Here is a 12,518-nt window from a genome sequence, read left to right as displayed (position 1 = left end):
GCTATCAGTATACGTCTTATGCATACAACAAGCGATTAGAAGCATATGGCATAAAAGGCAGCCACTCTCGCAAAGGAAACTGCCTAGATAACGCCTGTGTAGAATCCTTCTTTTCGCACCTCAAGACAGAGAAGTTGTATCTACACCAGTGTAAATCAGAAAGTGAGTTAAGACAAGCCGTCGAAGATTATATTTACTATTATAATTATCAACGATTTCAATCTAAACTCAATCAGCGTGCGCCGATTGAGTTTAGACACGCACTAGCTGCATAGCTTTTTTATATTGTCTACTTGACAGGGATAAGACCAGTTAACTATAAGTAAAAAAGAAAAAGACCGACTTCTATCGGTCTTTTCAAATATTCTTATATTGTTGGTCTCTTCTAAGACCTAGATTTTCTAGGACCTACAATTAATTTGATTGCTGTTCTTTCTTGATTATCGATTGAAATCTCTTGAAACGCTGGAATAAGAACCAAATCAATACCACTAGGAGCTACGAATCCTCTTGCAATAGCAATGGCTTTAATTGCTTGATTTAAAGCGCCAGCTCCAATCACTTGAATTTCTGCATTACCGCTTTCTCTTAATACGCCTGCAATTGCGCCTGCAACTGAATTGGGATTTGATTTTGATGATACTTTTAATATATTTTCCATGTAATTTGCTCCCTCTGTTATTTAATCATCTTTTTGGTTACTGACTGGAATGTACCTTTAACTAATATTCATATCCAAAGCAAACAATACTATTGAATGTATTTATTCGATACTTTTTATGTTGTACCTGCTCATCTACATAAATAAAAAGCGAATTACTAAATCTTAAACTTAGTCATCGCTCTATCCATTGCGTCTTGGTTTACTCCTATATATCTAAGCGTTACCCGTTCTGATGAGTGATTAAATATTTCCATTAACAACGCTATATTCTTTGTCTGCATGTACATATGGTATCCGAATGTCTTACGTAATGTATGTGTACCAATCTCATCTAAACCAAACTCTGCTGCCGTTGCTCGAAGTATCTTATATGCCATGCTCCTACCTATTGGCCTGTTACTACCTTGTCGGCTTTTAATTAGGTATTCTTGGTCTTCTCTTTCATCAATGAACCATTTCAACTCTCTTCTCAATGCTGCAGTAATTTGAATACGCTTCTGCTTACCTGTTTTCATTTCACGCATTGAAATGTGGCTCCCTTTTAAGTCACCAACCTTTAGCTTCAAGATATCACTAATACGTAAGCCTGTATTGATTCCCATTACAAACAGAATATAATTACGTTCGCTCTTTTCTTTAAGATATTCTTTTATTTGTTGTATTTGCTCTGGATCACGTATTGGTTGGACAAAATTCATTGGTCATCCCTCCCATGATGCTCTTCTATCTCATATACTTCTAATCTAAGAGCAAAGGCGAGCTTATAAAAAGCATTAGATTTATTACGTCTATATGTACGTTCACTCATGCCAATCTCGTTATAAACCATGTAATCAAATACTTCTTCATCTTCCAAATAGCGCTTTACAATTATGTCTCTTTGATTCTTACTAAAACGACTTAATGCTTTATCAATTTGAAAAGACAAACGCTGTAATCTTACTTCTCTCTCACTTAGTTTCACATTAGATAAAGCAACATCTTCAGCTGGTTTTCCCACTATGTTTGTTGGGCCGTGATATCTAACTTCACCGGAAGCTGTAACCTTCATCTCATTTCTAATCATCCCGAACTGTCTATAAATACGAACATTTCCAAGAACTTCTTCTAATCGCACTTGTGTTGCTTTACGATCAATTTTTGGTAAGAATGTTAATTGCGTCATATATAAAACACTCCTTGTCTATTTTAATAAACACAAAAAGCGGACACCAAACTACAGAACAATATTACTAATGCTCTTTATAGTTTGATGTCCGCTGGTTCTTCCAGTAGGACAAAATATTTAATTGTATCTATTGTACCATTTTTCTTAATCTATCTTTCTACTCAAAGGATTATTTTGTTCAGTTTTTCAGTAGTTCTTGATCTTCATAGATGTTACCAATAACTTCTATCGCATGATTACATGTAAAGCATTTTACATAATCTCGTTCCCTGTAATATCCACGCAACCCTTCCCTAACATATAAAAGCTCTTGGAATACAACTTCAAAACAACCATATACAAACTGAACTTCAGCTAGACAATGAAACCCTCTTGAATTTGTAAGTCTTACAATATCCCCTTCAAAAATCTTCTTTCCATTTTTATCTTTCAATCCGGTATATTGCATAATCTTATATTCAGCATGATGACCTCTCGCTATGCCATCGACAATTTCATGGATCCCTTCTTCTTCAAAGAAGTATAAATCGTCAATAATGTACATTTCTTTCCGTTTAATATCCCATGCTCTAAACTCAACTGTTTTCATTCCTCATCCCTCCGCATAATATTTCACCATCTGCGTATACTATAACTGGCTACTCATAGCTGTACTCCATTTGTAGTTTTATTTTCCTCTCCCTCGAGGAGGAGCAGTTAGCTTTTGCTATCTGCTTTTTTTCGTATAATATTTCACCAGCAATACATACTATAGATAAGCTGTTAAACAGCTTAGTCCAATTTTTCTTTCTCTTAACCCTTTTTAGGGAGCAGTTAGTTTTTACTGGCTGCTCTTTTATTGGAAACATTTACTTGATGTTATTAATTTAATATCACGTTATTATAATAACTGTTCAAATAAATCGAACTGTTATACCCATTACCCTAGGAGACTAGGGTCTTAATTTATACAAAATGAAATTTTTATCATAAAACAAACCTTGAATGTTTATGTCACTTTTAGACATCCTAAAAATAGGAGGTGATATAATATGAATAACTCTAAAAAAGAAAAAAATGATGTGACAAATAATAGTGTGCTTGGTCTTGATTTAGATGAACAGGCTATGAACGGATTATACGGAATGCCTGAAACTGATATCGAGGACAAAGATCACCGTAAAAAAAGTAATTCACAAAATATCTAATACATATCAGATATCACATAAAGGCTCCCCCTTAAGTCCATTCTCTAATGGTGAGCGGTTAGCTTTTGCTAGCTGCTCTTTACTCTACTGACCACTTTTTCATATCCATTCTCCTTATAGAATATTTATTAATTCCTTATAACCTTATTTATCAACAACCAACACATGGAATAAAATTACCATTTTTGGTAATATGAAGGTAACCCTAACGTTTTATATATTTTTTTATAGGGCCTGTAGCGCACCTCAGGCCCTATTTTTTTACAAAGTAGCGTTCTTGTTTAGTTTTCTTCCGCTCTAGCAATAGCGATAATATTGTCTGTATTCACTGCCAAAGGATTGTATAAACCGTTTGATTGCTCAAAGAGCATAATGAATTTATCTTCGTTCAAGAGATCCATTATTGAAGCAAAACTTTCTTGGCTGTACATTGCAATTAATTTATTAGGAACCTTAAGCGTTACATGTAATTTACGATAATTACTCAACTACCCCACTCCTTTTCAAATACCGATCTTGTTTGCTTAATTGATATTATTACGCTCTTTCATCTGTTCAATTAGATAATTGATTTTAAGTAATAATGCCTGTTCACTTTTAAAATCATCTTCTGTAACGTCATCACGTTCCATGTATTTCAATATTGCATGTTTCATTGCGTGTAATTGCTTATACGAGAACTTTGCTAATATTCCACTCATTTCAATCTCCTTTCCTATTTAGACTTCATATTCTTAATGACTTCTTTCACATGCTGCACTAACTGCTCACGATCCATCTTTGTATAACCTTTTATCTTATTGTGTTTACAAACATATTTAAGGTCTTTCATAGTCCACTCTTCTACTGGCGGAATATTAATAACAATTGTTTCTTCACTCATTCTTGTTCCCTCCAAAATAACTATTTTGTTAAAAATTAATATGATAATTCTGGTCTTTCTCCCGGTTGAATGAATCATTGTCATATGTTTCATCAAGAATTATCTGTGTACGATTCTGATTCAGCTTCATTTGCTAATTGCAGGGCTTTTGTTCGAAGTTTTCCTGCCCTGTCATAATCTCCTTTTAAAGAAGCTTTCTTTGATCTCGTCTCCCAAAGACCTGCTCTATTTAACAATTTTTCTACTTTTCGGCTCACAGTCACATTCACCTACTTCTCTACAAAATTCAAAATTGGTATTAAAGTAACTGTGTCTTTCGCTCATCAACACGAGTCACTTTTCCATTTTTATATACAAATGATTGTTCACCATGTCCGCTGTTTGGTGGATCTATCTCATGAATCTGTCCATCTTTCACAACATAAATCTTGTTTTCTTTTAAATCTATTTCAGCTGTCATTTCTGCAATATTTTCTTGAATAATTGCCAACGAAATCACTCCCATTTATGCTATAATTACTTTGTCGAATAATTATGTCGGGAGCAATCTCGGCTTTTTTTATTTTGTGTAATCTCATAAATATTTCACAACATCTTCTGGGATAAATGTTTGTTCCACTGACAAGTAAAGTCGAATTGGAATCGCTTGTTTAGTATCCCTCGCTTGCTTACATAGTTCTTCAGCTTTTTCCCAATCAAACCGCTGATCTTCCGCACGTTTATATCGCCAAATTCCAATTGTATACTCCTCAAAAAGTTCGTACTTTTCGTCATATGCGGTTGTTTGTTTTAACTCATCAACTGCTTTAGCTCTACGTGGAACTTGAACAATTACATCTGCATAACGCACTTGAGAGCTTGAATATTGAACTTTGGCTCTCTTAATATTAAATTCGGATACTGGTTCGACATCAAAGATTGTTAACTGTTTTGACATGTGCCTCACCCTTTTCTCTTCTCATCATCACAACATAGCAAGTATCTGCATTAGCTTGTCCAAAACTATAATTAGTTGTACTGATTTTTCCATTCGTTCGCTTATGAATAAACTTTTTCTGCCGCTGCGCTAATGATCTAATTGGATGAACGCATGAATATCCGCGCTTTTCTAATTCTTGTACAGCTTTAAGAATATCTTTGAACTTTTTACGTTTAATATGAACAGTGTCACCGTTACGCCAGTTTTTCGTTAGAATCATTTTTCTTATCCTCCAGTAACTTCAAACTTGTTCCTAAAATTCCCTCAAGCTGTGTCAATGTTAATTGATCTAGTGTTCTTCCATCTGACAGTTCAGCTAAACCTAAACTTAATAGTTTACGAATAATAAGTAATCTTCTCCGTTCAACTTCTTGTCGTAGCAACATCATCTCGCCTCCTGTTGCGGCCGTTCACTATATCTGCGCTCTAAATCTACAAATTTACTAAACTCTTTAATGAAGGCTAATCCTATAATTCCTACTGGACCATTTCTCTGCTTTGCAATAATGATTTCAATCACATTTTTATTTTCAGATTCCCTATCGTAATAATCATCCCTATACAAAAATGTAATAATATCTGCATCTTGCTCAAGTTGTCCTGTCTCGCGTAAGTCTGATGGCATCGGTCGTTTGTCTTGCCTACTCTCTACTGCACGACTGAGCTGTGATAAAGCAACTACACATACTCCTAACTTTCGGGCCATTAATTTTAACTTGCGACTAATTTCACTTAACTCCTGCATTCGATTACCTTTATGCTTTGGATCACCTGTAATCAGTTGCAAATAATCAATCATAACTAATACTTTCTTCCCTGGATGTTTACGTTTAAGCTTTCTGGTTTTGCTGTAGATTTCTTGCATAGTCATACCAGCATCATCATAAATTTCAAGCGGTAATTTATTAATAATTCCCATAGCGTTAGAAGCCTTGTTCCAATCATCTAAGTTGAATGATTTCTTTGGATTCTTCATTTTCATAGCGTCTACATTACCTACACTTGAAACCATTCGTTTTAGTAATTGCTTACTACTCATTTCAAGGGAGAATATCGCTACTGCTGCATCAGATTCGGCTGCATGATATGAGATATTCAGTGCAAATGCTGTTTTCCCCATCGATGGACGCGCTCCAACAATAATTAAATCACCTTCGTGATATCCAGAAGTCATATTGTTTAACTTGGTATATCCAGTGTTAATACCTGTTAAATCACCGACATCCAATTGCATTTCTTTGTAAAGATCTACAAGCGTTTCTTTTAGGTCAAACTCATCTGAATAACCCGTCTCCTCAATCGCCGTCAACTGATCTACAGTATTACTAATTGCACTAATACCTTTTTCGCTTTGAATACGCTTGTACAAATCCCCTGCCACTTCTTGAGCATGACGCATTTTCCAAGATTCAATAATTAAACCTTCGTGATATGAAAAATTCTTTGTAGTAGGTACTGAGTCAACTAGATTCGCCAAAAAATCAATCCCACCAATTTGTTGTATAAAGGATTTATCAAATTTTGCAATGAGCGATACCATGTCAATCGGATGCTCCTCACTATCCAGCTCACGCATAGCTTTAAAAATCACTTGGTGCGTTGGTAGTGAAAATTGTTTTTCTCTCAACTGGCAATCCTTAATTAAATCGCCCTCTAAAAGGATGCTCCCTAAAACACTTTGCTCAGCTTCTATATTGCGGATGATTTCGTTACTCATTGCATCCACCCGTTGTTGTTATTCAAGAATGCTTGAAGTTCTTCTTCAGTAGGCACATTTTGTTGCCAAGACTGTTGTTGCTGCAATACTTGCTTAGTGGATTCAGATAAACCTTTTTGTGGGTAAGTTGGTTGTTGCTTCACCTGTGCTATTTTCTTAGCGCGAAATTCTTTATCGGCCGCCTCAACATCAGCTGCTGTCTTAAGGCCTTTAAGGTGCCAATCTCGTAAAATTGTATTTACGTAAGACATGTTTCTAGTATTCTTCTCTAAAGCAATTTCCATGGCTTTAACAACAAGCTCTGCATTTAGGTAATCTACCCAAGCATGAATACCTTCTGCGATAAAAGGTGTAATGAATCCAAAATTTTGTTCGTAAAAAGAAATCGGATTAACTTCAACAACTTCTTCCGCGCTCGCGCGTTCTTCTTGTTGTTGTTCTTCTTGTTGTTGTTCTTCTTTTTCTTCTTGCCCACCTGTCGTTGACGTATCGTCGGACGTATCGTTAGCAACAAGAAATTCTTCGAAAATGGAACGAATTTTATCGTTTTTAACTTTTTGTGCAATTAAACCGACCAGACTAACATCTGATACTCCATCTAATTCTTTACGGATACAATCCTCAATCGGTTTACCACCTCTATTAAGGTTGTATTTTCCCCAGTTGATAATCGCTAATTCTCGTGATTCTGGATTATACTTAACTAATTTATGATGCTTTTCAAAACGATCTAAGAGTGAATTAATACTTTCCATGGAATATCCTAAATCAAAATCCATTTACTTTTTCGTAATTTGGTATACGCCAATTTGTGTAGTACGTGGATTTGTAAGAAGATACAGATTAAACAACTTATCTTCTGGAGTCATTTCCTCAATAACTTTTGCATCCTGCCAAAATGAAACTTGTACTTGTCTATAAACTGCCATGTTATTCATCCTCCCGTTTACATATCGCAAATCCATCTTCTATACGTAATAAGCGATAATTCTTATATCCTTTTGCAAGATACTGCTGCACTAAATGAATGAGGTGTTGTTTTGATGCTGATTGCTGAAATATCGTAGGATTCAGCACACTCTATGTATTTTCTTGTCTAAAAGCATGCAACACCCTCCATTGTTATTCAGCGCTTAATTTGGTATAATTAACCTAACTTAATTTTAAAAAGCACAAAATCTATCGCTCTGCAAAGCGGTAGATTTTGTATTTTTATGCTTCAAGATAAACGAAGCCTCAATAATTCTGATTCGAATTGCTATTAACTTCTTATTAAGCTTTAACTCTTTAACTTTACTTGACTCTCCAAAAATTGTAGCTAGCTTTATCTCTCCTCTTAATTCTGCTTCAAAACGAATTAACTTCTTGTAATCATCTAATCTAGGGTTTCCATAATCTACTGTCATTTACTATTTCTCCTTTACATTTGATTTTTCTATACAGATTACTTAATCAACTGTCTGTATACCGTCTCGCCCTTAAGGACATCTTCCAGTATTTAAAGACATCCTTCATTGAAAAATCATATTGGTCACATAAAACAGCTACCAAGTTTGTCATTGATGCTGCCGCATCTAAAATTTCATGCATAACCTTTTTCATTTCTTGTTTTTCATTTTCTGATAATGCTTGTGGTGGCTTAAACCAACAAACTGTTTCTAGTTGTTCAAGTGCTTCCGCTGTTTCTTTTTGGACCATATATTTCATGCTTGTAGGATGATGATCAACAAATTCCCCGTTGAAAAAGGGAATACTAACCGCTCCAGCTGCTTCTTGCCAAATGTGAAAGAAAAATTGCGGATCATCCAGTGCTTCTGAAATATGTTTGTGTAAATCCTTTGGCAAATGACGACTATTTGTTTCGTACTTTGCTAATGACTCACGACTTGCAGGAATATCTAAGGAGAGTTTTTCTTGAGTGTGACCTTGTCGTTTACGAGCCATGGCAATTTCTTTTCCTATGGCCATTTCTATACCCCCATTCGTACCTAAACGATTATTTATTTGTGACAAGTAAATATGATAATTTTTTCTTTAGATAACTTGTTTGTTATAAAACTCGGTATTCTCTTCTATCCAAGAAGTATGTTTTTCAATCCATTGGAAGAAAAGATGCGTTGGGATTAATACCCCTGCTTCACGGAATACAGGAAAATCAGAACGGTTTAACAACTCGGAAGCTTTTGTGCGTTTGATGTGAAGGAGCTCCATTAATTCCGTTACGGTAAGAAATGGTGGCAATTCATTTTTCTTTTGTAAATGTACCGTTGCCCTCTCCACTTCTTCACGAATGATTTGGCGAAAACTATCTACATCGAAGCTGAACATGTGGATCACCACCTTAGGCTAGTTTTTTAGCGTTCTTTGCCATTTTGGCAACATTCTCTTCAAAAAAGGTCAGCTATGGGTACATCAAAGATATCAGCAACCATTGCTAAAGTTTCAGCAGAAAATTTATTACGACCTGTTTCTAAATAATAATATCCATTAATTGTTTTATAACCAAGACACTTAGACATCTCTTCAACTGAAAACTCTAACTTTTTTCTAATGCGTTTAATTTTGTTTAAATCAACCTTCTTAACTGTTTGTAACATTTTGCACCTCCTCGTTTTGCCAAATTGGTAACTTATGACCTTATAATATATTACCATTTCGGCAAAGTTAATAACAAAATATCCTTTTCGGTAAGTTTATTTTAGCTTATTTACCGATATGGTAAAATATTAAATATAAAAGAATGAAGGGGAAAATTATGAGCACATTAGCTAAGCGAATGCGTCACGTGCGCGAAATAAGAGGATATTCTCAGACTAAAGCTGCACAAGCTTTGAATGTTTCAAATGTGCAATTATCCCGCTACGAATCAGGTGAAAGAAAACCTGATCCAGATTTTATTAAACATGCTGCTGCTTTTTATGAGGTTTCTACTGATTACCTTCTAGGGATAATTGACACATATACACATGAAAATGACACAGAAATAGACAAAGCCCTCAATGATCCTGAACTCGGATTATGGTTCAAAGACATCAAAGATGCTTCTCCAGAGAAACAAGAAGAACTTCGCCAGTTTTGGGAGTTTATCAAGGTGAAAGAAAAAAATCGTAAGCCTGGAGATGAACAAAAATAAAACACGCTCTTATTGCGTGTTTTTATTTATTCTACAGCTGTATAAAAATTACACAGTTACATAATTTTTCAGATTAGGAGTACTAGTAAATGAACACTTTTTTCGCAATTTTATTCGTATTAGGAATTATATCCACTTTAATTTTATTAATTACCTCATTTGTGTTTCGTTTTAAAAAGAAACACAACACTAAGAAATTTTTCAAATTTACCGGCATAGCATTTATTGTCTCCATTATTTCTTTTGCGGGATTTGGGATGTCTATGACACCTGAAGACAAACAAAAAGATGAAGAAAAGAAATTAGAAGAACAGAAAAATCAAGATGAGAAACAAAAACAAGAAGAGGACAAAAAACTTGCAGAACAAAAGAAGCAAGAAGAATTTTCAAACTATGCTCAAAACATTAAAGGTGGAGCATTTATTAAAGACATAAAGCTAACTAATAATGAAGCTGAAATTACATATTATGACTCTTATTCATCTTTTAAATCTCAAAAGCCAGACTCCAACGTGAATGAAGGTACATATAAACAATATTTCGCAACTGGAGACGCTATTGAAAAAATGTTTGTAAGTGAACCAGCTAGGTTACTAAGACAATTCCCTGACGTAAATGGAGTTAAAATGACTCTCCCATTCGACGGGAAAACATACAGCATAAACTTAGATAGAAAATCATTAAATAAATACATCGGATTAAAGATTGAGAGTTTAAAATCAGAAGATCAATCTTGGCAGAAGAAATTCCTTAATCCGTATGTATACGATAAAGCTAAACGTGCGGAATATTTCAAGAAGTTTGTTACTGTTCAATAATACTGAAATTCGCCATAATTACAAAAATTCGTAACAAGTGATTTAAATTCTTCCAAACTAAAAGTAATATTGAGTTTTTTCGTCAAAATGATATATTTTCAATTCGAATCACCGCTTAACAAGATTATAACATCATATAACTAAATAACTTAATGTAAATTGTTTTCTAACACAAAATCAAATATATACCAAAAGCCCCCTTCACGGGCTTTTCTTTTTGCGTTAAAACAGGAACAAACGTTCTCATTTTACAATAATGGAGTGAAATAACATGTACAAATCACAGCCCTACTACACGACACAACTTGAAGACTATACGAAAAACTTGTACCAATCACTCTCTATCTTTGTTCCAGAACAAGTGGATATAATGAAGATTGCACAAAAGCTAAACATTTGGCTTTATTTCGCTCCGATAGAAAGTTGCGCAATAGAGCGTAATGGTCTAGCAAGCATCGTATTAGATAACCGAAAGTCTCCACAAGAACAATTCGAAGATTTTGGTCATGAGATTGCACACCTTCTCTTTCATGCTGGTAATCAATTAAATATGTCAAAGATGTTCTTGGATTATCAAGAAGCAAAGGCACAGAATTTCGCTATGCACTTTTGTATTCCGACTTTTATGTTACAAAGATTATCTCTTCCATCTACACGATCAGAAGCAATCTATTTACTTTCTATTACGTTTAATGTTACGGCAGAACTCGCTAACAAGCGTTTAATTCATTATGAAGGGCAAATACTTGCTAGTCGTATACAAGAATTTTTACGGGTACATTACGCTGTTTAAGTAATTATTAGGAGGTCTTAGTCCAATGAAAGGATATTTTAGAAAACGCGGTGACAAGTGGTCTTTTACAGTTGATATTGGAATAGATCCAGAGACAGGTAAACGAAAACAGAAAACAAAATCCGGATTCAAAACTAAAAAGGAAGCACAAACAGCTGCTGCTGCACTTATTACCCAATTAGAACGTGGTGAGTATTTTGAAGAAAAGAAAATAACGATTAAGAGTTTTATAGAAGATTGGCTAGAAAACGTAGCTAGACATAATATTAAACCATCTACTTTTGGTGGGTATAAAGGAACCATACATAAAAGAATTATCCCTGCATTAGGTCACTATAAACTTACTGACTTGAAGCCGCCAGCTATAAATAAATTTTATAATCACCTCTTGAAAGACGAAAACTTATCTGAAGAGTATGTGGAGTATATCCATTCTATACTTAAAACAGCTTTTAATACTGCCGTGGAATGGGAATATATTCGAACCAATATATTTCATAAAGTGAAAAAGCCTCGAAGAAAGAAAAAAGAAATGCAAACGTGGAGCTTTGAAGAAGCACGTTGTTTCTTAGAAACTATAAAAGACGGTAAAAGACATTATTACATGTTGTACCTTCTTGCTATTTATACCGGAATGCGTCGCGGAGAAATTTTAGGATTGCGTTGGTCCGATATTAATTTTGAAGCTGGAAAATTAAGCATTCAAAGAACACTCTACTATACAAAAGAGCAAGGTATCATTATTCAGTCCACTAAAAATAATCACTCAGCACGTACAGTTTCTATCTCTGATTTTGTTATGAGTGAATTAAAACAACATCGGATATGGCAAATAGAGAGAAAATTACAATTTGGTGTACCTTATTCAGAAGATGGTTATATTATAGCAAACGAAAAAGGTGGTCCACTGAATCCAAACTATGTGTACAATCACTTTTCTAAAGCGATAAAAAAAGCCAATGTGAAAAAAATCCGTTTTCATGATTTGCGTCATACACATGCATCACTTATGTTACTTCTTGGAGAACATCCGAAGATTGTATCAGAACGATTAGGACATTCATCTATCGAAATGGCAATGAACACATATTCTCACGTGACTTTCGACATGCAAAAGGAATCATCAGATCGGTTTGAAAAAGCTTTTCAGCAAACAAATTGATACAATGTGGTCAA

General features: G+C 34.6%; 23 protein-coding genes and 1 pseudogene. 6 read left to right on the top strand and 18 right to left on the bottom strand.

Annotation, left to right across the window (positions count from 1 at the left end):
* The coding region (locus tag BR72_RS25760) for an IS3 family transposase (protein WP_156107956.1) at window positions 1–275 on the top strand (275 nt) is incomplete at its 5' end.
* Between the two features lie 110 nt (window positions 276–385).
* Here BR72_RS25760 and BR72_RS16590 read toward each other — a convergent pair.
* From BR72_RS16590 to BR72_RS25015, 4 genes are all read right to left on the bottom strand, one after another.
* On the bottom strand, window positions 386–661 hold the full coding sequence (locus BR72_RS16590; protein WP_035434673.1) for a stage V sporulation protein S: 276 nt from the start codon (window positions 659–661) through the stop codon (window positions 386–388).
* A 158-nt stretch (window positions 662–819) separates the two neighbouring features.
* The gene (locus BR72_RS16585; RefSeq protein WP_035434671.1) at window positions 820–1,362 is read right to left on the bottom strand and encodes a site-specific integrase; all 543 of its coding nucleotides are present in this window, start codon (window positions 1,360–1,362) and stop codon (window positions 820–822) included.
* The gene (locus tag BR72_RS16580; protein ID WP_035434668.1) at window positions 1,359–1,829 is read right to left on the bottom strand and encodes an ArpU family phage packaging/lysis transcriptional regulator; all 471 of its coding nucleotides are present in this window, start codon (window positions 1,827–1,829) and stop codon (window positions 1,359–1,361) included. Before BR72_RS16580 ends, BR72_RS16585 begins: the two co-directional genes overlap by 4 nt.
* 181 nt (window positions 1,830–2,010) lie before the next feature.
* Entirely contained in the window at window positions 2,011–2,421 is a 411-nt protein-coding gene (locus BR72_RS25015; RefSeq protein WP_051957342.1) for a YopX family protein, read from the bottom strand.
* A gap of 442 nt (window positions 2,422–2,863) precedes the next feature.
* Between BR72_RS25015 and BR72_RS25755 the strand changes: the two genes are divergently transcribed.
* A complete protein-coding gene (locus BR72_RS25755; protein WP_081904915.1) occupies window positions 2,864–3,019 on the top strand; it encodes a DUF4021 domain-containing protein in 156 nt (51 codons plus the stop codon).
* A gap of 281 nt (window positions 3,020–3,300) precedes the next feature.
* On the opposite strand, the gene BR72_RS16570 is transcribed toward BR72_RS25755, so the two are convergent.
* The 14 genes and pseudogenes from BR72_RS16570 to BR72_RS16515 form a co-directional block, all read right to left on the bottom strand.
* A complete protein-coding gene (locus BR72_RS16570; RefSeq protein WP_035434666.1) occupies window positions 3,301–3,507 on the bottom strand; it encodes a hypothetical protein in 207 nt (68 codons plus the stop codon).
* Window positions 3,508–3,543: 36 nt separating this feature from the next.
* Window positions 3,544–3,720 carry a hypothetical protein gene (locus BR72_RS16565; protein WP_035434663.1) on the bottom strand — a complete coding sequence of 59 codons (177 nt, stop codon included), beginning with the start codon at window positions 3,718–3,720 and terminating at the stop codon, window positions 3,544–3,546.
* Between the two features lie 14 nt (window positions 3,721–3,734).
* A complete protein-coding gene (locus tag BR72_RS26775; RefSeq protein ID WP_177206865.1) occupies window positions 3,735–3,902 on the bottom strand; it encodes a hypothetical protein in 168 nt (55 codons plus the stop codon).
* Window positions 3,903–3,994: 92 nt separating this feature from the next.
* A complete protein-coding gene (locus BR72_RS26460; protein WP_156107955.1) occupies window positions 3,995–4,159 on the bottom strand; it encodes a hypothetical protein in 165 nt (54 codons plus the stop codon).
* A 41-nt stretch (window positions 4,160–4,200) separates the two neighbouring features.
* Complete coding sequence (locus tag BR72_RS16560) at window positions 4,201–4,392, bottom strand: DUF3954 domain-containing protein (protein WP_035434661.1); 192 nt, start codon at window positions 4,390–4,392, stop codon at window positions 4,201–4,203.
* Window positions 4,393–4,476: 84 nt separating this feature from the next.
* Complete coding sequence (locus tag BR72_RS16555; RefSeq protein WP_035434658.1) at window positions 4,477–4,839, bottom strand: hypothetical protein; 363 nt, start codon at window positions 4,837–4,839, stop codon at window positions 4,477–4,479.
* Window positions 4,814–5,101: a hypothetical protein gene (locus BR72_RS16550; protein WP_035434657.1), complete on the bottom strand. Its 288-nt coding sequence runs from the start codon at window positions 5,099–5,101 to the stop codon at window positions 4,814–4,816. The genes BR72_RS16555 and BR72_RS16550 overlap by 26 nt, the downstream gene beginning before the upstream one ends.
* On the bottom strand, window positions 5,076–5,267 hold the full coding sequence (locus BR72_RS16545) for a Fur-regulated basic protein FbpA (protein WP_035434656.1): 192 nt from the start codon (window positions 5,265–5,267) through the stop codon (window positions 5,076–5,078). The genes BR72_RS16550 and BR72_RS16545 overlap by 26 nt, the downstream gene beginning before the upstream one ends.
* Window positions 5,267–6,598: a replicative DNA helicase gene (dnaB, locus tag BR72_RS16540; protein WP_035434655.1), complete on the bottom strand. Its 1,332-nt coding sequence runs from the start codon at window positions 6,596–6,598 to the stop codon at window positions 5,267–5,269. The genes BR72_RS16545 and dnaB overlap by 1 nt, the downstream gene beginning before the upstream one ends.
* Window positions 6,595–7,527 (bottom strand): annotated as a pseudogene (locus BR72_RS16535) (DnaD domain-containing protein). The gene dnaB and the pseudogene BR72_RS16535 overlap by 4 nt, the downstream one beginning before the upstream one ends.
* A gap of 234 nt (window positions 7,528–7,761) precedes the next feature.
* Window positions 7,762–8,004 (bottom strand): hypothetical protein, encoded by a 243-nt coding sequence (locus tag BR72_RS16530; protein WP_035434654.1) that lies wholly within the window; start codon window positions 8,002–8,004, stop codon window positions 7,762–7,764.
* Window positions 8,005–8,050: 46 nt separating this feature from the next.
* Window positions 8,051–8,566 carry a helix-turn-helix domain-containing protein gene (locus tag BR72_RS16525; RefSeq protein ID WP_035434653.1) on the bottom strand — a complete coding sequence of 172 codons (516 nt, stop codon included), beginning with the start codon at window positions 8,564–8,566 and terminating at the stop codon, window positions 8,051–8,053.
* Window positions 8,567–8,632: 66 nt separating this feature from the next.
* Window positions 8,633–8,926, bottom strand: coding sequence for a MerR family transcriptional regulator (locus BR72_RS16520; protein WP_035434651.1), 294 nt, complete (start codon window positions 8,924–8,926; stop codon window positions 8,633–8,635).
* Between the two features lie 59 nt (window positions 8,927–8,985).
* Complete coding sequence (locus BR72_RS16515; protein WP_035434650.1) at window positions 8,986–9,195, bottom strand: helix-turn-helix transcriptional regulator; 210 nt, start codon at window positions 9,193–9,195, stop codon at window positions 8,986–8,988.
* A gap of 158 nt (window positions 9,196–9,353) precedes the next feature.
* Here BR72_RS16515 and BR72_RS16510 point away from each other — a divergent pair, with 158 nt between their 5' ends.
* From BR72_RS16510 to BR72_RS16495, 4 genes are all read left to right on the top strand, one after another.
* Window positions 9,354–9,731 carry a helix-turn-helix domain-containing protein gene (locus BR72_RS16510; RefSeq protein ID WP_035434648.1) on the top strand — a complete coding sequence of 126 codons (378 nt, stop codon included), beginning with the start codon at window positions 9,354–9,356 and terminating at the stop codon, window positions 9,729–9,731.
* Between the two features lie 89 nt (window positions 9,732–9,820).
* The gene (locus BR72_RS16505) at window positions 9,821–10,549 is read left to right on the top strand and encodes a hypothetical protein (protein ID WP_035434646.1); all 729 of its coding nucleotides are present in this window, start codon (window positions 9,821–9,823) and stop codon (window positions 10,547–10,549) included.
* A 271-nt stretch (window positions 10,550–10,820) separates the two neighbouring features.
* The gene (locus BR72_RS16500) at window positions 10,821–11,342 is read left to right on the top strand and encodes an ImmA/IrrE family metallo-endopeptidase (protein WP_035434645.1); all 522 of its coding nucleotides are present in this window, start codon (window positions 10,821–10,823) and stop codon (window positions 11,340–11,342) included.
* Between the two features lie 25 nt (window positions 11,343–11,367).
* Window positions 11,368–12,504 (top strand): site-specific integrase, encoded by a 1,137-nt coding sequence (locus BR72_RS16495; protein ID WP_035434643.1) that lies wholly within the window; start codon window positions 11,368–11,370, stop codon window positions 12,502–12,504.
* Window positions 12,505–12,518 lie beyond the last annotated feature (14 nt).

This window comes from Bacillus sp. UNC322MFChir4.1 (assembly GCF_000746135.1).
GTDB lineage: Bacteria > Bacillota > Bacilli > Bacillales > Bacillaceae_G > Bacillus_A.
Note: the sequence above shows the minus strand (reverse complement) of the source record. Positions and strands in the feature narration are given on the sequence as shown.